Below are 20,702 nucleotides of genomic sequence, written 5' to 3' on the forward strand. Positions count from 1 at the left end.
GAGGCTCGAACTGAAAAAGCGCCGCTGCATTCAAGCGCCGGCGGCCGGGAAAAAATAATCAGCCCGGCAAGGCGTCGCTGTCGATATAAATTTCGACGGGACAGCCAGGCTCGATCGCGGCGACCGGCAAATCCGCGCCGCCCTGCCATTGCCTGACCGGCTCCTGCTTGCTTTTGCCGGTGACCAGAAAGATCAACCGGCGGGTGTCGCTCAACGCTTTGGCACTGATCGAAACGCGCTCGGGAGGCGGTTTCGGGGAGTTATAAACCGCATGGGTCAGCTCGTCGCGGTTGTGGACATGTCCGGGGAACAAGCTGGCCGTATGGCCGTCTTCGCCCATCCCAAGCAGCACCAGGTCGAAAGGCAGCGCATCGGCGACGGCCTGACGGTATTGCAGCGCCCCCGCTTCGGGGCCGAGCTCTGCCGGAATCGTAAAAATCTGCGCGACAGGAATCGGCACCTGCGCAAGCCATGCCTTTGCCGCCATCCTGCTGTTGCGGTCCGGATGATCGCTCGGCAGGCAGCGTTCATCCCCATAATAGATATGCCATTTCGACCAGTCGGTTTCCGCCTTGGCGAGCAGGCGATACGCTTTTTCGGGCGTGGTGCCGCCGGCCAGCACCAGCTTGAAACGGCCGCGTTCCGCAATGGCCTCCTCGGCCGTCTTGAGGATTTGTTCGGAGGCGGCTTCGGCCACCTGATCGGCGGTCGAAAAAGTCCGCCAGAGGACGTTTTTCTGCATTTACTTGCACTCCGGGGTTAATGAACTGCGCCAGGTCTGGTTGTCTTTGTCGAAAAGCCGGCTGTCTTCCGGCCCCCAAGAACCGGCCGGGTAAGTCGCGATAAAGTCGCGCTCGACCGCCCAGGTCTGCAGGATCGGATCGACGATGCGCCAGGCGTGCTCGACTTCGTCGAAACGCAGGAACAGCGAACGGTCGCCCTTCAGAACGTCCAGCAGCAAATCTTCGTAAGCATCGATCGCTTTCTCGTCGTGATTGCGGAAGCTCGCGTCGAGCGTGGTCGAGCGGGTGCTCATTTCCAGGCCCGGCTCCTTCACGGTCATTTCCATCTTGATGCATTCTTCAGGCTGAATGCCGAGCAGCACCCAGTTCGGATTCATGCAGTTCACGTTCGTGTCGCGAAAGAATTGCAGCGGCGGATGCCGGAAACAGATCGAGATGGTCGATTGCGCCTTCGCCATCCGCTTGCCGGTGCGCATATAGAACGGCACGCCGCGCCAGCGCCAATTGTCGATGTACAGTTTCATCGAGGCGTAGGTTTCGGTCACGCTGCCGGCCGGGATGTCCTCTTCCTGCAGGTAGCCCTTGACCTTTTCGCCCTTGATCGTGCCTGCGGCATACTGGCCGCGGTGGGCGTGCGCATGCACCGCTTCTTTCGGAATCGGTCGGATCGACTTCAGCACCTTGACCTTTTCGTCGCGCAACGCCTCGGCTTCCATCGAGACCGGCGGCTCCATCGCGACCAGCGTCAACAACTGCAGCAGGTGACTTTGCAGCATGTCGCGCAGCGCCCCGGCGCCGTTATAGTAATCGCCCCGGCTGTCGATGCCGATCTCTTCGGAATGGGTGATCTGGACGTGATCGATGTAATTGCGGTTCCAGAGCGGCTCCAGCATCACGTTCGCGAACCGGAACACCAGCACGTTCTGCACCATGCCCTTGCCGAGATAATGATCGATCCGGTAGATCTGCTCCTCGCTCAGATAATGGCTGATGCGCTTTTGCAGCGCCTGCGCGCTGTCCAGATCGTAGCCGAACGGTTTTTCGATAATCACGCGCCGCCAGCCGAATTCTTCGTCGAACAGTTCGCTATGACTGAGTTGTTCCAGCACGGTGCCGAAATCGGCCGGGCTGATCGACAGATAAAACGCGATATTGCGCGGGAATTGCTGTTTACCGTTCAAAAGTTCGGCCAATGCCTTGTAATCCTCGGGCTGCTGAATATCGGTCCGGTGATAGCACAGGCGCTGGCTGAAGTTCTGGAAGGCCGTTTCGTCGAAGTCGTCCTTGACCTTGGCCTGAATCATGTCCCTGACTTCGGCGAGCCATTTCTGTTGATCCCAGGGCCGGCGGCCGATCGCGACGATGCGCGTGCCTTCGGGCAGTTGTTTCGCGACATCGAGATGGTAAAGCGCCGGCATCAGCTTGATTCGGGAGAGGTTGCCGGTGGCGCCAAAGATAACGTAGGTACAGGGTTCGGCGTTCATGGGTCGGGTTTGTATTGGAGTTAATTCTGGGGAGTAATTGAGGTAATTCAGCCCTCGGCGCAATTAGGAGATAGCCTTATTGCGCCTTATAGGCCATACCTTACATTTGGCGGAATTCGCTTCGCTATTCCGCCCTACGGTTTGTTTGGGTTCTGCCGCTCATTTTCGTTTTTGCCCATGCCGGGTTTCTTCGCATCGGCAGTACGGCAACGACTGAGGCGACATTGCCGCTGACATCATAATAAATTGCATAAGGGAAGCGCGCTTCGAGAACATTCGGTAAAACCCAAACTCTTTTTTGTGGATGCCTGCAAAAATGACTAACGACTCTATATCGGACAATAAGCTGTCCTAAAAGTAATTACCCAGGTTTTTACCCTGTTTGCCGTAAAACTTGCGCCCTTCTTCAAGATCATCTTCGGCATCCGAGAGAATTCGGATATGTTCTATTTTCATCCGTCCCGTTTTGTTCTGAGCTCTTCAATAGCACGGAATTGGGCTTTACCTTCTTCAATTTTCAGCTTTCGGTCGGCAAGCACGCTTTCATGCCAATCGGGCGTATCGATTTCCGCATCTTCACGGAGAAGAGAATCCCAGATTATTTCCATCGTTTGAAGCCTTTCGATTTGACTCATTCGTGATATCTCGGAAATATTCATGAATTTTTCGCCCTCAAAACGGAGAAAAGCGAAGTAGCATGAATTATGACTACGCCGCTATCCAAATTACGCATTGTATGTCGTCGAAGCGACCTTGCCGCCCTGCCCGGTCCAGTCGGTATGGAAGAACTCGCCCCGAGGCCGGTCGATCCGCTCGTAGGTATGCGCGCCGAAATAGTCGCGCTGCGCCTGGAGCAGATTGGCCGGCAGGCGTTCGGTGCGGTAGCCGTCGAAATAAGCCAGGGCGGACGAAAACGCCGGGGTCGGAATGCCGAGCTCGATGCCCAGGATCACCGCCTTGCGCCAGCCGGCTTCGGCCTGTTTCATCGCGGCGACGAAAAAGTCGTCGAGCAGCAGGTTTTCGAGCTCCGGATTTTTTTCATACGCCTGCTTGATGTCGTTCAGGAACTGGCTGCGAATGATGCAGCCGCCGCGCCACATCAGCGCGATTTCGCCATAGTTGAGCGACAGTTTATACTCCTTCGAAGCTTCCCGCATCAGTCGGAAACCCTGCGCGTAAGAAATGATCTTGGCGGCATACAGCGCATCGCGGATCGCATCGATCATCGCTTTTTTGTCGCCGCTGAATTGGCCCTGCGGTTTCGGCAAATGCTTCGCGGCCCGGACTCGCTCGTCTTTTTGCGCGGACAGGCAACGGGCAAAGACCGATTCACCGATCAGCGTCAGCGGGATGCCGAGGTCCAGCGCATTGATGCCGGTCCATTTGCCGGTGCCTTTCTGGCCGGCGGTATCCAATATTTTATCGAGCAGCGGCTGGCCGTCGTCGTCCTTGTAAGCCAGAATATTGGCGGTAATTTCGATCAGATAGGAGCTGAGTTCGCCCCGGTTCCATTCAGCAAAAATTTCGTGCATCTCGTCGGCAGACAGACCGAGTCCCTCGGACAGCAATTGATAGGCTTCGCAGATCAGCTGCATATCGCCGTATTCGATCCCGTTGTGCACCATTTTGACATAGTGTCCGGCCCCGTTCTCGCCGACCCATTCGCAGCAGGGCTCGCCGTCCGCCTTCGCGCTGATCGCCTGGAAAATCGGCTTCACCGCAGGCCAGGCCGCCGGGTTGCCGCCGGGCATGATCGAAGGCCCATTCCGGGCACCTTCCTCGCCGCCCGACACGCCGGTGCCGATGAAGTTGAGCCCTTTCTCCGCCAGATAGCGGGTGCGGCGGTCGGTATCGGTAAACAGCGAATTGCCGCCGTCGACGATGATGTCGCCGGGCGAGAGCAGCGGGATCAATTTTTCGATGTATTGATCGACCACTTCGCCGGCCTTGACCATCAGCATCACGATGCGAGGCGTTTCGAGGCTGTCGACCAGATCTTCGAGCGAATGGGTACCGACCACTTGGGTTCCCTTGGCAGGACCTTCGAGAAACTCGTCGACGGTCCGGGTCGTGCGGTTATAGACCGCGACCCTGAAGCCGTGGTCGTTCATGTTCAGGACCAGATTCTGGCCCATGACCGCCAGGCCGATCAATCCGATATTCGCTTTCATCAGTTGTTCTCCAGAAAAATTGGGTTGGGCCGAATTTTATCATGCCGGGAAGGACGGCCGATAGAAAAGCGCAGAAAACGGGGATTTAACCCGAACCGGCGTGGCGCATCCTGATTCTGAATTGAATCATCGCAAAGATCACCACGGCCAACAGGACCGCCAGCGAAAACTCCAGCGCAAAAATGCGCCGATCTTGAAATAAGCGAACACCGGGTGCACGAAACGGACCAGCCAGCCGCCCGCTTCATCCGCGACCGCGGAAATATAGGTCAGGCTGCTGATCCAGATTTTGAGTCGTATCGAAAAATCGGTCATCAGCATCAGATGAGTCAGGGTCACGACCAGCATGCCCATCGAGAACAGATGGAAATGCGCAGGAAATCAGCCTGCTGAAGGAAACGCAGCAGGCGCAAAGCAAAGCGCTTCAACAAGCCACCGCCGCGCCGGCGGCAGCGGCTACAGCGGCAGCGCCTGCCGGCGGCAAGGGCGAGCTGGAGCGCAAGACCGACGTGCTCGCCGGCGAAGTGGAAAAACTCAAGACCCAGCTCTTCATACCGGAATCGCGCGAATATAAAAGCCAATACGGCCTCGGCCCCGCCGCCTCCAACGTCTACCGGGTCAACCGCGGCCTGTCCATCGGCGGTTACGGCGAGGCGATGTACACCAGTTACGCCAATGCGCGCGGCGACAACACCACCAACAAGGACACCGCCGATCTGGAACGCGCGGTCATTTATCTCGGTTACAAGTTCAACGACTGGATCATCCTGAACAACGAGTTCGAATTCGAACATGCCACGACCGGCGAAGGCGGCGAAGAAAAAGGCGAAGTTTCGGTGGAATTCTCCCAACTCGATTTCCTGCTTGATCCCAAATACAACATCCGGGCCGGCCTGATGCTAATGCCGATGGGATTCATTAACGAAATGCACGAACCCACCACCTTCCACGGCAACCATCGTCCGGACGTGGAACGCTACATCATTCCATCGACCTGGCGGGAAATGGGAGCCGGCCTTTTCGGCGAGATTCTGCCCGGCCTGCAATACCGCATGTATGCGACGAACGGATTGAACGCCAAGGAATTCAGCAATGTCGGCATCACGGAAGGGCGCCAGGGCGGCAGCAACAGCCAGGCCGAGGACTTCGCCTTCACCGGCCGACTGGATTATTCGCCGAACTTCGCGCCCGGCCTGATGGTGGGCGCTTCGACATTCCTCGGCAACAGCGGGCAAAAAGACATTGTGGATTTCAACGGCAATACCGTCAACGTTTTCACTCAGCTTTACGAAGGCCATATCGAATATAAGCACCGAGGACTGGAGCTTCGCGCTTTAGGAGCCTGGAGCAAGATCGACAACACCGAATTCCTCAATCCTCTGCTGGGAGCGGGCGGCCCGGTCGGCAAGGAAAATTACGGCTGGTATGTGGAAGCGGCCCACGACATCATGCCGTTCCTCTGGAAGGACAGCAATCAATATCTGGCGCCTTTCTTCCGCGTCGAACGTTACAACACGCTGGCCTCCGTGGCCAAAGACCCGGCAACCGGCATGCCGTTCGACCAGAGCACCGGCCTGGACCGCTGGATTTATCAAGCCGGCCTGAGTTATAAGCCAATCAGCAATATTGTCATCAAGGCGGATTACCGCAACATTCAGGATCGGAAACTCGTTCCGCTCGGCGTGCCGTTCGGCGACGAATTCAACCTCGGCGTTGGCTTCATTTACTGATATTTTCGCCGCCCGGCATGCCGAGCGGCCTTTACAACAGGTTTTCCGATGAAATTAAAGTTTTATGCCCTCATCGCCGTTGCCGGCGGATTAGCCGCCGCGCCGGCCGGGGCTGCCGCCCCCATACTGCCCGGCGGCCAGAATCTGACCCCGAAGCAGCAACTGGGCCAGCAATTGTTCTTCGACACTCATTTATCCGAACCGCCGGGGCAGGCTTGCGCCACCTGCCACAACCCCGCGACAGCCTTTACCGATGCCGATAAATCCAGGCCCACATCCAAAGGCGTCATCGCCGGGCTGCTCGGCAACCGCAATACGCCGACGGCAATGTATTCGGCCTATGCGCCGGCCTTTCATTTCGACCGCGGGGAAGGTCTGTATTTCGGCGGCCAGTTCCTCGACGGCCGCGCTTCGACACTGGCCGACCAGGCCAAGGCGCCTTTCCTCAATCCCATCGAAATGGCCAATCCCGATCCCGGAACGGTAGTCGACAAAGTCCGCAATGCGGCTTATGCAGCGATGTTCGATACCGTCTACGGCGCCGGCGCGCTGAACGATAACGGAGTCGCCTACGACCGTATTGCGGATGCGATCGCGGCCTTCGAGCGCAGCCCGGTATTGAACCGCTTCAGCTCGAAATACGATTATTATCTATTCGGCAGAGCCGCGTTTACCGCGCAGGAAAGGCGCGGACTGACGGTTTTCGAAGCCGGCAACAAGGGCAATTGCGCGGCCTGCCACCCCAATCGGCCGGTGAACGGCACGCCGCCGCTGTTTACCGATCACAGCTACGACAATATCGGCGTACCCAAAAACCCGGAAAATCCGTTCTACGGCCTGGCTCCCCAATTCAACCCCGACGGCGCCTACTTCGTGGATCTGGGTTTGGGAGGCATTCTGGATGCCCCGTTGGAAGAAGGCAAAATCAAAGTGTCCACCTTGCGCAACGTCGCCGTTACCGCGCCGTACACGCACAACGGCTATTTCAAGACCCTGCGCGGAGTCGTGGAGTTTTACAGCACGCGCGACCTCAAGCCGCGCTGCCGCAACCCGCTGACCACCGAAGCCAAGGCACGCGCGCAGAAGTGCTGGCCGGCGGCGGAGGTAATCGCCAACGTCAATCACGGGGAATTGGGATCGCTGCGCCTCACGCCGCGCGAAATCGGCGATCTGGTGGCTTTTTTGAAAACGCTGACCGACGGCTATAGAAACGGATCGCCGTGGCAATTTAAAGCCCCGTGAAGGCCGAAAGCCAGCGTCCGAGGGAAGGCCTTGGCAGCGTTTCCGAACGCCGCCGGGTGAACGCCTGAGCTCTTTTCCCCGGCCCATCAAGGGCGCTCGATGCGAAACACTCTGCCGCCGTAACTCGCGATGACCCCGTCGGAACGGATTTCCCTGATCTCGACCGCATTCTTTGGTGGTCTGGCCGATCTTAATTTCGTCATGTTCAGTATGACAAAGCGGTCTGCGGGATTGTCAGCATACATAAAGCGGAACCGCTAGAGCATTTTCATATCGCGTGTAGGGAAGCCCTCACCTTCTGAAGGGTACCATGCGGTTAAGTCCAGCCCCGTAGGGTACGCTGTGCGTACCTTTCGACATTGATGGTACGCACAGCGTACCCTACGGGCTGAACCCGTAAGATACAGGTGCCGGACGGGATATTTATCCCCTCCTTAACGTTTAGAATCGGGCGAACACAGACGATGATTTTATGCGGGCGGTAGGTCTTCAAACGTGGGGAACGGGGTTATCAGTCGTCCGGCAATCCCTGACCGGGGCAGGTTCTGCTGAAATGACGTGTTTTCCTTACGAAGGCCACATACACAAAGCGAAAATGCGCTAGCGCGTTCCACCTTACGGGTTGAAACCGGTCTGGTTGGCGGCGGTCAGTGGATTGTCGAGGTTATAGGCGTAGATCCAAACGCCGTCGTCGCTCAGATTGCCGTTGGCGTCTCGATCGCCGCGCCTAACGAGCAGCCTAATTAAGGATGCGCACCTTATCGCATTGTTAAGAGTTCAATGAGAGGCCATCCCAACCTACACAGCTAAATTAATTTCGATCTTGGCCGATAACCGCATGTGAGCAACTTTTATTTCAGGAGGTTAAGCTAATGATCGTAAAAAATTCCGCCATCCAATTAAACAGCCAACATCATTTGTTAAAGAGCTCCCAAGAATCCGAATCTCTGCGGTATTGGAAAACTCCGGTGCAGGCAGAGCCTAATAAAAACGAGCGTTTGGCCGATATGTTTAGCCCAAGCAGTTCCGCGCAGACACTTAAGATCGAGAAGCAGTCGTTAGATGTCGGCGGCTCGCTCGATGCCAGCCAAAGCGTTACGCTGCTGATTGTCAAGCATATGTTTGAAGCAATAACTGGCCTTGATTTTAAACTGTTTTCACCCGCTGAATTGTCTGCCAATATCGGCGCCAACGTTACAAATATTGAGATCACTACAACGCCGCCAGCCAATCAACCGCCTTCTGCCGGCTTTGGACTTATATATGAGCATCGGGCAGTCTATCAGGAATCCGAAAGCACAAACTTTTCCGCAATCGGCACGATTCAAACACAAGACGGACGAAGCATAGATTTTTCAGTCGCGCTGAATATGAGCCGCGAGTTTCGTATCGAAACCAATAATTCAATCAGGCTCGGCGATCCCGAAAAGAAGATCGATCCCCTTGTGATCAATTTCGACGGCAATGCCGCGCAACTATCGCAAACACGTTTTGAATTCGATCTTGACGCCAACGGCATAACCGAACAAATTGCGATATTAAATCCGGGCAGCGGTTTCCTGGCCCTGGATAAAAATAACGACGGCGTTATCAACAACGGTTCCGAACTGTTCGGCCCGAATTCAGATAATGGATTTTCAGAGCTAGCCCAATATGACAGCGACGGCAATGGCTTTATTGACGAAGCCGACCCGATCTACGGCAGTTTGAGAATCTGGCAGCGATATGAAGACGGCAGCCAGCAGCTTATTGCGTTGGGTGATAAAAACATAGGCGCTATTTATCTGGGTCACGCCACGACCCCCTTTCAATTACGTACTACCGATAATCAATCGTTGGGAGAAGTCACCGATACCGGCGTTTATTTAACTGAGGACGGCAAAATAGGCACCATTCAACAAATTAACTTAAGGAAACTCTGAATAAGTCCTACGCCTGGGATAAAATATCCGCAGCTTGCCATTTTCGATAGGTGCCCGCCATGAAGCAACTCGGACTCAGTGCCCCGCTGTTCGTGAAGAAACCGAAACAGACTCGGCGGCAGCAATTTCTCCAAGAGATGGAGCAGGTAGTGCCTTGGAGTTTGTGGGCGAGCCGGATAGCGCCGCACTACCCGACAGCGGGCCGAGGCCGCCGCCCCTTTCCCTTGGCGACGATGTTGCGCATTCACCTGATGCAGCAGTGGTTCGGCTATTCCGATCCGGCGATGGAGGAAGTATTGCACGACATGCCGCTGCTGCGCGAGTTTGCCGGGCTCGATGCGGGCGAGGACGCCCTGCCGGATGAAACCACGATCCTCAAGTTCCGGCATCTGCTGGAACGCCATCAGTTAGCACAAACCCTATTTGATGAAACGGCGGCGCTGTTGGCCGAAAAAGGCCTGTTGCTACGGCAAGGCACGATCGTCGATGCGACATTAATCGCTGCCCCGCCGTCCACCAAGAACCGGGCGCGCAAACGGGATGCCGAGATGAGTTCGACCAAGAAAGGGAACAATTACCACTTTGGGATGAAGGCGCACATTGGGGTCGATGCCGAGTCGGGGTTGGTGCATACTGTGGAGATGACCACCGCCAAGGTGGCGGATGGGGTCATGACGGAGGCGTTGCTGCACGGCGAGGAACGGGTCGTGCTGGGCGATCGGGCCTATACCCGCAAGGACCGGAATCTAGCGGCGGATCGCCTGGAAGGCGAGCCGGTTTGGGCCTTTCCGTTCAAGCGGGGGAAGGGTGAAGAGTTGCCGGTAGAGCAAGCCCTTCACAACCACATGCTGGCGCCGTTACGCGCCATGGTCGAACATCCGTTCCGGATCGTCAAGCGCCAGTTCGGCTATACCAAAGTGCGTTACCGGGGGCTGTTCAAGAATGCCCAACAACTCTACTTGCTGTTTGCCCTGGGCAATCTTTATCACGTTCGGCAGGCGCTGCAGCCGACCTAGGGAGACCTTTGTCCTTCGCCCTGGAAAACCGAGAACACTGAGTGAAATCACCCCGATAGCGGGCGCTGCCGGGAAGGATTTGCCCATTTTCGGCGAGGTGCCACGGATGTCGCACGGTGTCGCTTATAAAAACCACTTATTCAGAGCTTCCTTAAGTGTTTAACCCGTAAGGCGAAGCGCGCTAGCGGTTCCGCCTTACGGGTTACGGATTTCCCACGCCTTGAAAGGTGACAGGGTTTCAGATCCGCGCAACATTCCGAAGCAGGATCGTCGGGCAACGATAAAGCGGTTGCCCGACCTACACGGCTACAGAGCTCGTTCGGCATCGTGATTGTTCCGAATGGCGGAACCCGGCAAAGCCGGTTCCGCCATTCGGGTTGGGCGTGTAGGTCGGGCACGCGCTTTTTGTGCCCGACATTTCCAATGTCTTGAAAGGTGATAGGATTTCAGACCCGCGCAACATCCCGAAGCAGGATCGCCACATGATCGTCGGGCAACGATAAAGCAGTTGCCCGATTACACGGCTACATGCGTCCGAATACGCTCCGCTATTCGGACCTACGCGGGCTACGCGTTGGCAATTTACCGATCATTTTCCTCAGCCCAGTCTAAAAAAATACTAAGTAATTCCTCCAAATTATTGGGACCAGCATATCCTTGAAAATTTCCTTCTTCTACTTTGCATATAATCCAATCATTTTCTTCACTTCTTTGTATTTTAATTTCTTTAAAAGCTAGCTCATAAAGAGGAGTATCCTTCAACTCGACCTTTAAAGACCAGCCAGGATTGTCAATATTAGTGATAAAAACGCCGTAAGTATGCTCCCAATCGTCATTACATCTAGAAACGTACCAATCTTGAAGCCGTTTTAAAATACTGCCTGTATTTTCCATATTTGTAGTGTTAGTAATAAGAATTTATCTTGGAATTTCGTCTGGATAAGCCCGCGTAGCTCCGATTAGCGTTAGCGTAATCTGAGGCATTTTGCCTTCGAATCGGGCAATACACTCCGTTAATCGCCCCTACGGCCCTACGCGGGCTGTTCGTAGTCGCTGGCCGAGGAGGCACCGGCAGTGGTTTTGTCCGGATAGAGGGTTTTGGTCTGGCGGTCGTGGCCGTCGTATTGGTAGGTGGTCAGCTGATTCTTGGCGTCCTTGACCGTAAGCGACAGGCCGGATACCATCAAGCCGTTGTTGCGGGGTACAACTTGATGGGCAGGTGCCGCTGATAAAATCCAAAATCCTTATCGGTCGTAAAGATGGGTACGTTTAACCGCACTGCAACCGCGCAGATCAGCAAATCGATATGTGATCCCTGAATGCCTTTTTGACGGCATTCATTGTAGAACTTAGCGGCATTAATATAATCTTCGTCTAGAACGGCTATATTCTCAAAATAACTCAACTTAGTTTTTAATATCTCAAACTTGTTCGGGTCACTATAACCCGACAAGACTTCCTGCCGAATAGGGCCAATCATCAGCACGCGTTGGCCTGAGATTAATATTTCCAAACTCTTTACCTGAGCTTCGAACTCGGGCTTTTTAGAACGGAGCGCGTGCGACCAGATGCAGGTATCAACCAATACTTTCAAGAAAGACGCCCCTTCTTGTAATCATAATCGAGGTCTGGGTCAAAATGACCGAATAGATCAATAATCTCCAATTGTTTGCGGCGATTGATAAATTCTTTTAGCGCCGTCACTACGGTATCTTCCTTGGTTTTAAAGTGGCCTAAGGTTAGCGCCTCATTAATTAATTCATCATCAATAGCAAGATGTGTTGTCATGATATTTATCCTCCACACGTTAGGCATTGAAGTTCTTTATCGTTTCTGCCAGGGTTTTTGCTGCTTCCGCATCGACTTCCCAATGCGGCATGTGATCGATATGAGCAAGAGGATTCAAGTAACGCAAGATGTCGATAATTTTCTTGCGGTTGCCCTAAAAATCGGAGACTTCCGTCCTCAAGTAGTAACGCCTTCTCGCACATTCTCTTTAGTGACCGTTTCATGCAAGGCAAACAGCACCCGCCGCATTAATGACCCGGCAAAGTTATTACCGCCTAGATTAGCGCGTTTAAATTCCGTACCGGTTTTAAAGCGTACTTCATTGGCTTTGGTTTTGGCAAACATAAACGCATATTCGCGCACGCCAAAGCCCTGGGCGAGCTCCTGATAGGCGCCGGCACATAATTCGCCATGTTTTTCCGGCTCCAGGCCTTTTAAATACGACCGTTCGGAAACCGTCAACTTTTTCCATTGGATTTGTAGGGCGTCAATAAGCGAGGCTGCGCCGTATAGTTGGTTTACCCATTCGGCGCAATACTCGTTGGTTATTGCGCCTTACGGCCTTACACGGCTACAGAGCTCGTTCGGCATCGTGATTGTTCCGAATGGCGGAACCCGGCAAAGCCGGTTCCGCCTTACGGGTTACGGGTTACGGGTTGTTCGACCTGTCTCATAAATAAGATACTCCATACTCTGCTGAGTATAGAGGTAATCAGCTACTTGCTTAGCCTGACTTGGATCGGGTGCACTGATTGCCAATAAATTAGCAGATGACCACTCTAACTCAACCGGAAGATTATCCATAAATTTAAGTACTTCATTTTTAATCTCTTGATCAGTTGAGTTTCCAAACCAAACCCTGAATGTATAGTGCCCCGACTCCTTTATTACCCGCTGTATCACATAGTTTTCATCTGTTTCTACCTCATCTCCCAATGCAAGATCAAAAGCAAAAAAAGGGATGCAACCAATACAAAAGCGCTTGTCTCCCAAGCGTATGGCCCATAATTGCTCCCATTCATTCTTCGAATTTTTCTCTTCCAAATAAGCCTCGTAGGTCGGGCACGCGCTTTTTGTGCCCGACATTTTCCATGCCTTGAAAGATGACAGGGTTTCAGATCCGCGCAACATTCCGAAGCAGGATCGCCACATGATCGTCGAGCAACGATAAAACGATTGCCTGACCTACAGAGCTCGTTCGGCATCGTCATTGTTCCGAATGGCGGAACCCGGCAAAGCCGGTTCCGCCTTACGGGTTACGGGTTACGGGTTGATTGACTTTGAACAGAGTATCTACACGGCTACGGCCCTTGGAAACAAAAGCCCTCTTAGCATAAGTTGGATAGCATCTGATCCCTCGCTAGCTGTAGAAAATAAGGTATTTCCAACTTGAATACGCAACAAACCATTCGGTATTTCTCTCGACTTTAGCCAACTTTGCTTTAGAAGATCGTTTTTATTGGCACCAGTTAAGCTCCAGAAATCATCTCCTAACCACATTACAGCCCCAATTGCCTCAAGGTAACCCATACAAAATCGTCGGTGTCCCGGATTATTTGAGGTATCAATAATTTGTTTCTCAAGGGGAGGAGGCAATCCATTTGATCTTTTTGGCAAATGTTCCCACGGGCGACCATGAGATATGTATTGAAGAGAATCTTCGGCATTCTGCCAATAGTCATAATCGGCATCAACTAACCAAGCTTGAACAACTTTTACTTGTTCACTGATAGAAGTAATCCAATCATCCCAAAACATATTTTTTCCATTTTCGGCACTAATACTCAATATATCAACCTGATACCGTAACACCGAAGCCAAGTGTATTTCAAAGCCATTCCCATTTAATAGAAAAGTATGGCGTGATTTTTTTTTAAGGATAGAAGCAACTTCTTCTAAATGAACCTCATCTCCATAGAGTGTATAACCAGAAGCAGATATGTCTCGCTTTTTAAAAAAATCTAATATTAAGTTCAATATCAGATCGGCATTTAACATACCTAGTCTACTTATTACATATATTTTTTCAACCATTAAGGAAACTCTTTAATCATTACTGAAACACCTTGGGACTGTCCATATCCAATTAAAGACTGAGCGGCATTAGATCCTCCTGGTTGAACTCGTAAATCCAAAATCATATTAGCAGGAACACCATCTACTGTTGCTCCTCTGGCCGCTAAATCGTCTATATGAGACTGCATATTTCCCAGCCAACTGGAACCATTAGTATTCACTGTCTTCAAACTAACCAAATTATTTTCAAGTTGAAAGTCAACCAAAGGAAATTTACCGTTGTTCAATTGACCAATTCTAAACCAATCTTTGTATTCTGTACTAGCGAGCGAGTTTTCAATTGCTTGTCCACGAGCCAGTGGTTTTAATCCCCAAACACCACCAACCGGCATCTCCCCGGAAGCCAGATTCTCCAATTCAAAAGATGATAATGTTACCGCTGTGGCAACCGGATAAGTCGTAGCAAGCCCTAAACCCGCCCCGAGTGTAGAACCGGCGGCAAAGGATTGCAACGCGGGCCTGCTGGCGATAGCACTGCCAAATGCACTCGCCGTCGCTCCGAACTCGTTGCTGAAGTTGCCGGCCAGTAGCTTCATATCGGCCGCAATCAACCCGCGGGGATCGTTCCGGTTAAAGGGATTATTGCCGACGTAGGCATAGCCTGGTAGCCTGGTAGGTCGGGCAACAGCTTCACCGTTGCCCGACATTTGGGCGGCGAAGAGGCTCGATGATCCGTAACCCCGACCTCATACCGTCGCATCGAAAAGGTCGGGCACAAAAAGCGTGCCCCATAGGCATCAACTTAAGGAAGCTCTGAATAAGTGGTTTTTATAAGCGACACCGTGCGACATCCGTGGCACCTCGCCGAAAATGGGCAAATCCTTCCCGGCAGCGCCCGCTATCGGGGTGATTTCACTCAGTGTTCTCGGTTTTCCAGGGCGAAGGACAAAGGTCTCCCTAGGTCGGCTGCAGCGCCTGCCGAACGTGATAAAGATTGCCCAGGGCAAACAGCAAGTAGAGTTGTTGGGCATTCTTGAACAGCCCCCGGTAACGCACTTTGGTATAGCCGAACTGGCGCTTGACGATCCGGAACGGATGTTCGACCATGGCGCGTAACGGCGCCAGCATGTGGTTGTGAAGGGCTTGCTCTACCGGCAACTCCTCACCCTTCCCCCGCTTGAACGGAAAGGCCCAAACCGGCTCACCTTCCAGGCGATCCGCCGCCAGATTCCGGTCCTTGCGGGTATAGGCCCGATCGCCCAGCACGACCCGTTCCTCGCCGTGCAGCAACGCCTCCGTCATGACCCCATCCGCCACCTTGGCGGTGGTCATCTCCACAGTATGCACCAACCCCGACTCGGCATCGACCCCAATGTGCGCCTTCATCCCAAAGTGGTAATTGTTCCCTTTCTTGGTCGAACTCATCTCGGCATCCCGTTTGCGCGCCCGGTTCTTGGTGGACGGCGGGGCAGCGATTAATGTCGCATCGACGATCGTGCCTTGCCGTAGCAACAGGCCTTTTTCGGCCAACAGCGCCGCCGTTTCATCAAATAGGGTTTGTGCTAACTGATGGCGTTCCAGCAGATGCCGGAACTTGAGGATCGTGGTTTCATCCGGCAGGGCGTCCTCGCCCGCATCGAGCCCGGCAAACTCGCGCAGCAGCGGCATGTCGTGCAATACTTCCTCCATCGCCGGATCGGAATAGCCGAACCACTGCTGCATCAGGTGAATGCGCAACATCGTCGCCAAGGGAAAGGGGCGGCGGCCTCGGCCCGCTGTCGGGTAGTGCGGCGCTATCCGGCTCGCCCACAAACTCCAAGGCACTACCTGCTCCATCTCTTGGAGAAATTGCTGCCGCCGAGTCTGTTTCGGTTTCTTCACGAACAGCGGGGCACTGAGTCCGAGTTGCTTCATGGCGGGCACCTATCGAAAATGGCAAGCTGCGGATATTTTATCCCAGGCGTAGGACTTATTCAGAGTTTCCTTAAGAAAAAGCCCGTCCTGATTTAAGTCGTTGCGAGGTATTGGGGTGCTTTTTCCTGGGATTTAAAGAACACCCCTGTTTAAACCGTTCCGCTAATTCCTTGAGCAACGCGGTTAATGCCTCAAGGTCTTCCATGCAGGCGGCCAGCCGTGCCGATTGCTCTTTGATCATCTGGCAGCCCTTGACCAAACTACGATCCGGGAGGCGCCATAGCCCGGTGAGGACAATCCAATGTTGTACCAGGACGCACAGTAATTTGGCGTACAGTTCGCAAAGTACCCGGTAAGGTTTCTCGCTCCGTGAATGGCCCACGCCGCCGTGGCTTTTCCAACATTTAAACAACCATTCGATTTGCCAACGGACCCCCTACAGCAGAAAACACTCATGATGGCTCAACTTGTCAACGCCCACATTGCTGATCAGAAGATTCCAGTCACCCCATGCCAGACTTTGCCGGCTCAAGGTTCGGCGCTGGTTGCGGGCGTTTTCATGCATTTTTGCCCGCCGCCGGTTCGCCGCTTCCTCGGACAGTTTCCACAACACTAAACGGGCCGGCAAGCGTTCCGACGTACCGACCTTGATGGCCATTTCATGTTGTAAAACGCCTTGTTTAACTCAGGCTTGTAGGAAATTAGCCAAGTCAATCCCTTCCCCCTTGTCGTTATAAACCTGGGTTCGGGGTTGCAAACGGGAAATCCAGTATTCGCCGCGCGCATCTTGCTCTTTCATGCGCTTAAGATTGAAATAGCCTAAATGCAGTTGCCCTTTTTTCAATTCCAGCCGCGTGTCAATCTTCATGCCGGCCTGGCTGTCTCCGGGCGGACCGCCAATGCCTTGCCAAATAACTTTCAACTCAGCCGATAGGATTACCGTACTGCAATCAATCACACACACGGCTTCAAAACGGCTGCACAAATCAATCTCGGCAGCACGGCTGGCCGCAATCACCTCGCCAGCCGCTGCGTCCAACACGCCTTTCATAAAGCGGCAGGCAGCTTCCGTAAAACGGTTATCGATCGCTTGTGCCGAGATTTTTAAGCCGTGGCTGTAGCCGGCACGCGCTAACCCTCCGACGGAAAAAGAACCAAGCTGCCGTCCAAGGCTTTCACAAAATTCGAACCGCTTACTTTACGCTGACGCTTGATAAAGCCGTGTTTTTGTGCCAATTCATTGGCTTTTTCGTTGAGAATACGTTGTAGCGCTCTGGCGATGCTTGAAAAAATATCCATCGATGACCCTCTTTGTCTGAAGTTGATTTATCAGACCGTTAAGCATCGAATACTGCTTATAACTTTGTTAAGTTGATGCCTAGGGGGACACAAGAAGCGTGCCCGACCTACACGGCTTACTACTCGCTTTGAAGTTCCCATTAGTTATTATTGGATTTTTTATCCAAATCCTTCTCACAGAATACTTCAAATAAATCAAAGAATTTCTCGAAAGCATCTTCTTCATCATTAGAAAAGAAAAGTATAATTTTATCCCAGCCTTGTGATGTTTCTATATGATATTTATTAGAAATAAACAATTGAAATTTATTCCAGAAAGCTTCGTCATCATTAATACCGTTGACAAGCAAGGCATAGTAGTAACCATCCAAAAAATTTCTCAGTTTTACAATAGAACGCCCGCCTAAATATAGACCTGGACGTAGTTTTATATTACCCAACAGGTCAAAAATATTCATAAGCGCCTTTCAAAAAGTTCGCATGTATTGATTTTCGTCAGTGTTAGTTAATGCAGCGTCAGAAAGCCAGGAATGCCTGTTGACTTGTTGCTAAGTGCTTATAGTTAAAATTTGGTTTCCGTAACATTGAAGTATCTTATGGGTTACGCAGGCTTTTTTGAAAACACTGACCGACGGGTCACCGTGGCAATTTAAAGCCCCGTGAAGACCGAAAGCCAGCGTCCGAGGGACGGCCTTGGCAGCGTTTCCGAACGCCGGGTGAACGCCTGAGCCCTTTTCCCCGGCACATCAAGGCCGCTCGATGCGAAACACTTTGCCGCCGTAACTCGCGATGATCCCGTCGGGACGGATTTCCCTGATCTCGACCGCATCCTTGGTGGTCTGGCCGGCCTTGTATTTCGTCATGTTCAGTATGACAAAGCGGTCTGCGGGATTGTCAGCGTACATGAACACGTTGATTGCCATCTTCGGCACGGAGTTGCGGAAGTTGTAAGGCAAATCCTTGAATAAAGGAATGGCCTGCCGGCCCGGCGGTGAGGCATCGCTCTTTCCTTTTTCGGTATCGCTTTCGGAATCGCTCGGGCTTTCGGCCGCGAGCACCGGCTGAGCCCTTTTTGTCTGTCTTTCCTTCCGGACCTGCTCCCGTGCGCCGGTTGCGGCAGTCGAGGGAGCGGTTTGGTCGTCGCGTTCGGGTTTGCCGGACATGGCCTGCTTCGGCCCTTTCTCCTCTGCGGCCCGGCTTGCCGCGGCCAGTTCTTCGATTGAAGGCGATTTTGTGGCAGATGCTGCGGCGGTTGGCGCCGGAGGGTTAATCATTTGGGGAGCCGGCGCCGCCGCGGCCGGCGCTTTTTCGGAAGGCGCATCAGCGTCAGCCGGTTTTACCGCACCCGGTTGAGGCTTTCGCGCTGCTTTTTGCTGTAACGCCAGGGCGCCGGCTTGCCTTCCCGCCACCGGCGTATCGTCCGTTTTTTTCAAATACCAGACCAACAGCAGCAGGGCCAGCAGATTGACGGCCAGCAGAGCGCCGATCACCATCGCGGTTTTCCGGCTTTTCAGCGCCGGCGGCGTCAGCACTTGTTCGGTCAGGGTTTCCGGCCGGTTGGCCTGCCGCTCCCGTTCCGATTTGCGTAGGGCATTGAGAATATAAGACATGTGTTAATCGGTTAAGGTCAGATGAGGCTTGTTCGGCGCCTCGGTCGGATTGTCGAGATAAAACAGGGTTTGGACTCCCACCGCACCGTCTTCGGCCAAATGGTGCTGGTGCTGAAATTTGAGGACCCGGGTCTTCAAGTCCTGATCGAATAGCTGGGGCGCCGCCACGGGCGGATTCAACCCGTCGAACAGCGCCATCTGTTGTCGAAGCCAGACAATTCTCTCTGACCGTTCTCCGGGGAAAATCGTTCGCGCATCGGCGATCGTCGGCGTCCATAGCAATAAATAGTAGCCGTTCCAATAACTCAGCACGTCGGCCAGCGAAAAGTCATGCCGGTCGTTTCCGAGCAATACCGGGTTTCCCTGCTTGAGGCCGGTCAGCAGCGCGTAGCGCTTTTCTTCGGCCGGCAGCACAAACTCCAGAATGACCGGCCGGTTCATCGCCAGCAGCTCTTTCCAACTGGCCTTGCCGAACTGGCATAACACGCCGAAGGCCTTGAGCGCCTCGCAATCGATCGTCCCGACGGGCGAAGCCGTTTTTCCGAGCGCGCTCAGTGCGTTCGCAAAGCCCAGCGGCAGCGTCAGGCGGGTATCGGTCACCCATTCGGCAAACGAAACCTGCTTCGGAGGCAGCGGTTCGGTTTTCGGCACGGGAGCTGGAGCCGCCGATACGGATTTAGGAGCGGCCGGACCGGACTTTGCCTCCGCCGTTTCGGATGGGCTGCCCAAAAACCGGTGCCGGAACGCGGCGTCCCGGTCAGGAAACAGATAATAACGGCCGGCCGCCACCCCGCCGAGCGCCAGCATCCCCAGCAGGGCGATACGCCATGCCGGCCATTTCGGCCCGGCCGGCGCCAGGGTTTCCTGCGCGGCGTTTTTGACCCTACCCGGCGTCACGTGCGCGGCGTTTTCCGCATAGGCGCCCAGCAAGGCGCGGTCGCACAGGATATTGATCACGCGCGGAATGCCGCCGGACAATTTGTATATTTTCCGGATCGCCCGCTCCTTGAACAGATCGGGATCACCGCCGCAAACCCGCAGCCGGTGCCGGATATAGTCCCGGGTTTCGGCGCGCGACAGCGGCTGCAAATGGTAGCGCGCAGTGACGCGCTGGTTGAGCTGCCTGAGTTCCTGCCGCCGCAGCATCTGCTTCAATTCGGGCTGGCCGACCAGAATGATTTGCAGCAGCTTGGTCTTGCTGGTTTCCAGATTGGTCAGCAGGCGGACCTGTTCGAGCACTTCCATGCTCAGATTCTGCGCTTCGTCGATCAGCAGCACGGTGCGCCGGCCGTTCGCGTGCGCCTCCACCAGGTAATGGTTCAAGGCATCGACCAGTTGTTTCAGCGTCTGCCGCTCTTTATCGTAGGCCACCCCCAACTCGTCGCAGATCGTCGCCAGCAGTTCGAGCGCATTCAGCTTGGGATTCAGGATCAACGCGATGTCGATAGTGTCCGGCAATTCGCCGAGCAGGCAATGGCACAGGGTCGTCTTGCCGGTGCCGACTTCGCCGGTCAATGCGACGAAACCGCCGCCGACGGTAATCCCGTATAAAAGGTGCGCCAGGCCTTCCTGATGGCGGCGGCTCATATAAATGAAATGGGGATCTGGCGCTATCGAAAACGGTAATTCCGCAAAATGAAAATACTGCTCGTACATAGCGGGAATCGGGTAATACAGATTTAGGATGAACCCCGATTTTAACCCATTACCCGTCAAAAGATGTAAAAAATGCCCCTTCTTCGGCGATAGCGGGCATTTTCCCTATAT

The 20,702-nt window shown here is 53.8% G+C and carries 26 protein-coding genes; 4 read left to right on the forward strand and 22 right to left on the reverse strand.

What is annotated here, in order from left to right; all coding sequences use genetic code 11:
* Nucleotides 1-58: 58 nt before the first annotated feature.
* The 5 genes from pgl to CC94_RS21270 all read right to left on the reverse strand — a co-directional run bounded on the left by pgl (nt 59) and on the right by CC94_RS21270 (nt 4,752).
* Nucleotides 59-742: a 6-phosphogluconolactonase gene (pgl, locus tag CC94_RS0106775; protein WP_005375047.1), complete on the reverse strand. Its 684-nt coding sequence runs from the start codon at nt 740-742 to the stop codon at nt 59-61.
* Entirely contained in the window at nt 743-2,227 is a 1,485-nt protein-coding gene (zwf, locus tag CC94_RS0106780; protein WP_005375049.1) for a glucose-6-phosphate dehydrogenase, read from the reverse strand. It lies immediately after the preceding gene.
* A 452-nt stretch (nt 2,228-2,679) separates the two neighbouring features.
* The gene (locus CC94_RS0106790) at nt 2,680-2,862 is read right to left on the reverse strand and encodes an addiction module protein (RefSeq protein ID WP_245549425.1); all 183 of its coding nucleotides are present in this window, start codon (nt 2,860-2,862) and stop codon (nt 2,680-2,682) included.
* 90 nt (nt 2,863-2,952) lie between these two features.
* The gene (gene gnd / locus CC94_RS0106795; protein WP_031430306.1) at nt 2,953-4,398 is read right to left on the reverse strand and encodes a decarboxylating NADP(+)-dependent phosphogluconate dehydrogenase; all 1,446 of its coding nucleotides are present in this window, start codon (nt 4,396-4,398) and stop codon (nt 2,953-2,955) included.
* 138 nt (nt 4,399-4,536) lie between these two features.
* Nucleotides 4,537-4,752, reverse strand: coding sequence for a hypothetical protein (locus CC94_RS21270; protein ID WP_245619712.1), 216 nt, complete (start codon nt 4,750-4,752; stop codon nt 4,537-4,539).
* A gap of 155 nt (nt 4,753-4,907) precedes the next feature.
* Between CC94_RS21270 and CC94_RS0106805 the strand changes: the two genes are divergently transcribed.
* Complete coding sequence (locus CC94_RS0106805) at nt 4,908-6,128, forward strand: hypothetical protein (RefSeq protein ID WP_005375053.1); 1,221 nt, start codon at nt 4,908-4,910, stop codon at nt 6,126-6,128.
* A 48-nt stretch (nt 6,129-6,176) separates the two neighbouring features.
* Nucleotides 6,177-7,370, forward strand: a complete 1,194-nt coding sequence (locus CC94_RS0106810) for a cytochrome-c peroxidase (protein ID WP_005375054.1) — start codon at nt 6,177-6,179, stop codon at nt 7,368-7,370.
* Between the two features lie 86 nt (nt 7,371-7,456).
* On the opposite strand, the gene CC94_RS22910 is transcribed toward CC94_RS0106810, so the two are convergent.
* Nucleotides 7,457-7,615, reverse strand: a complete 159-nt coding sequence (locus CC94_RS22910; RefSeq protein WP_084675312.1) for a general secretion pathway protein GspB — start codon at nt 7,613-7,615, stop codon at nt 7,457-7,459.
* Between the two features lie 627 nt (nt 7,616-8,242).
* On the opposite strand from CC94_RS22910, the gene CC94_RS0106820 reads away from it, so the two are divergent.
* Complete coding sequence (locus tag CC94_RS0106820) at nt 8,243-9,292, forward strand: hypothetical protein (protein ID WP_031430308.1); 1,050 nt, start codon at nt 8,243-8,245, stop codon at nt 9,290-9,292.
* A gap of 59 nt (nt 9,293-9,351) precedes the next feature.
* Nucleotides 9,352-10,308, forward strand: coding sequence for an IS5 family transposase (locus CC94_RS0106825; RefSeq protein ID WP_005369880.1), 957 nt, complete (start codon nt 9,352-9,354; stop codon nt 10,306-10,308).
* 582 nt (nt 10,309-10,890) lie between these two features.
* Here CC94_RS0106825 and CC94_RS0106830 read toward each other — a convergent pair.
* The 16 genes from CC94_RS0106830 to CC94_RS0106900 form a co-directional block, all read right to left on the reverse strand.
* Nucleotides 10,891-11,202, reverse strand: coding sequence for an immunity 53 family protein (locus CC94_RS0106830; RefSeq protein WP_005375056.1), 312 nt, complete (start codon nt 11,200-11,202; stop codon nt 10,891-10,893).
* 137 nt (nt 11,203-11,339) lie between these two features.
* A complete protein-coding gene (locus CC94_RS23650) occupies nt 11,340-11,495 on the reverse strand; it encodes a hypothetical protein (protein WP_157203396.1) in 156 nt (51 codons plus the stop codon).
* Entirely contained in the window at nt 11,492-11,902 is a 411-nt protein-coding gene (gene vapC / locus CC94_RS0106840) for a type II toxin-antitoxin system VapC family toxin (protein WP_005375058.1), read from the reverse strand. Before vapC ends, CC94_RS23650 begins: the two co-directional genes overlap by 4 nt.
* Nucleotides 11,899-12,096, reverse strand: a complete 198-nt coding sequence (locus tag CC94_RS0106845) for a type II toxin-antitoxin system VapB family antitoxin (RefSeq protein WP_005375060.1) — start codon at nt 12,094-12,096, stop codon at nt 11,899-11,901. Before CC94_RS0106845 ends, vapC begins: the two co-directional genes overlap by 4 nt.
* A 177-nt stretch (nt 12,097-12,273) precedes the next feature.
* The gene (locus tag CC94_RS0106850) at nt 12,274-12,558 is read right to left on the reverse strand and encodes a hypothetical protein (protein ID WP_031430312.1); all 285 of its coding nucleotides are present in this window, start codon (nt 12,556-12,558) and stop codon (nt 12,274-12,276) included.
* 180 nt (nt 12,559-12,738) lie between these two features.
* The gene (locus CC94_RS0106855; RefSeq protein ID WP_005375062.1) at nt 12,739-13,248 is read right to left on the reverse strand and encodes a DUF4265 domain-containing protein; all 510 of its coding nucleotides are present in this window, start codon (nt 13,246-13,248) and stop codon (nt 12,739-12,741) included.
* A gap of 141 nt (nt 13,249-13,389) precedes the next feature.
* On the reverse strand, nt 13,390-14,130 hold the full coding sequence (locus CC94_RS22915) for a hypothetical protein (protein WP_005375068.1): 741 nt from the start codon (nt 14,128-14,130) through the stop codon (nt 13,390-13,392).
* Complete coding sequence (locus CC94_RS0106865; protein ID WP_031430316.1) at nt 14,130-14,819, reverse strand: hypothetical protein; 690 nt, start codon at nt 14,817-14,819, stop codon at nt 14,130-14,132. Before CC94_RS0106865 ends, CC94_RS22915 begins: the two co-directional genes overlap by 1 nt.
* Before the next feature lie 250 nt (nt 14,820-15,069).
* Entirely contained in the window at nt 15,070-16,026 is a 957-nt protein-coding gene (locus CC94_RS0106870) for an IS5 family transposase (RefSeq protein ID WP_005369880.1), read from the reverse strand.
* Between the two features lie 70 nt (nt 16,027-16,096).
* Nucleotides 16,097-16,267 (reverse strand): hypothetical protein, encoded by a 171-nt coding sequence (locus CC94_RS23655; RefSeq protein ID WP_157203397.1) that lies wholly within the window; start codon nt 16,265-16,267, stop codon nt 16,097-16,099.
* Between the two features lie 195 nt (nt 16,268-16,462).
* On the reverse strand, nt 16,463-16,684 hold the full coding sequence (locus CC94_RS0106875) for a hypothetical protein (RefSeq protein ID WP_031430317.1): 222 nt from the start codon (nt 16,682-16,684) through the stop codon (nt 16,463-16,465).
* Nucleotides 16,685-16,711: 27 nt separating this feature from the next.
* Nucleotides 16,712-17,077 carry a hypothetical protein gene (locus CC94_RS0106880; RefSeq protein ID WP_031430318.1) on the reverse strand — a complete coding sequence of 122 codons (366 nt, stop codon included), beginning with the start codon at nt 17,075-17,077 and terminating at the stop codon, nt 16,712-16,714.
* An 80-nt stretch (nt 17,078-17,157) separates the two neighbouring features.
* Nucleotides 17,158-17,325, reverse strand: coding sequence for a hypothetical protein (locus CC94_RS23660; RefSeq protein WP_157203398.1), 168 nt, complete (start codon nt 17,323-17,325; stop codon nt 17,158-17,160).
* A 140-nt stretch (nt 17,326-17,465) separates the two neighbouring features.
* Nucleotides 17,466-17,783, reverse strand: a complete 318-nt coding sequence (locus CC94_RS0106890; protein ID WP_005375071.1) for a hypothetical protein — start codon at nt 17,781-17,783, stop codon at nt 17,466-17,468.
* Nucleotides 17,784-18,071: 288 nt separating this feature from the next.
* A complete protein-coding gene (locus CC94_RS0106895) occupies nt 18,072-18,935 on the reverse strand; it encodes a general secretion pathway protein GspB (protein WP_005375072.1) in 864 nt (287 codons plus the stop codon).
* Nucleotides 18,936-18,938: 3 nt separating this feature from the next.
* Nucleotides 18,939-20,591, reverse strand: a complete 1,653-nt coding sequence (locus CC94_RS0106900) for an AAA family ATPase (protein ID WP_005375073.1) — start codon at nt 20,589-20,591, stop codon at nt 18,939-18,941.
* Nucleotides 20,592-20,702 lie beyond the last annotated feature (111 nt).

Source organism: Methylomicrobium agile, from assembly GCF_000733855.1.
Lineage (GTDB): Bacteria > Pseudomonadota > Gammaproteobacteria > Methylococcales > Methylomonadaceae > Methylomicrobium > Methylomicrobium agile.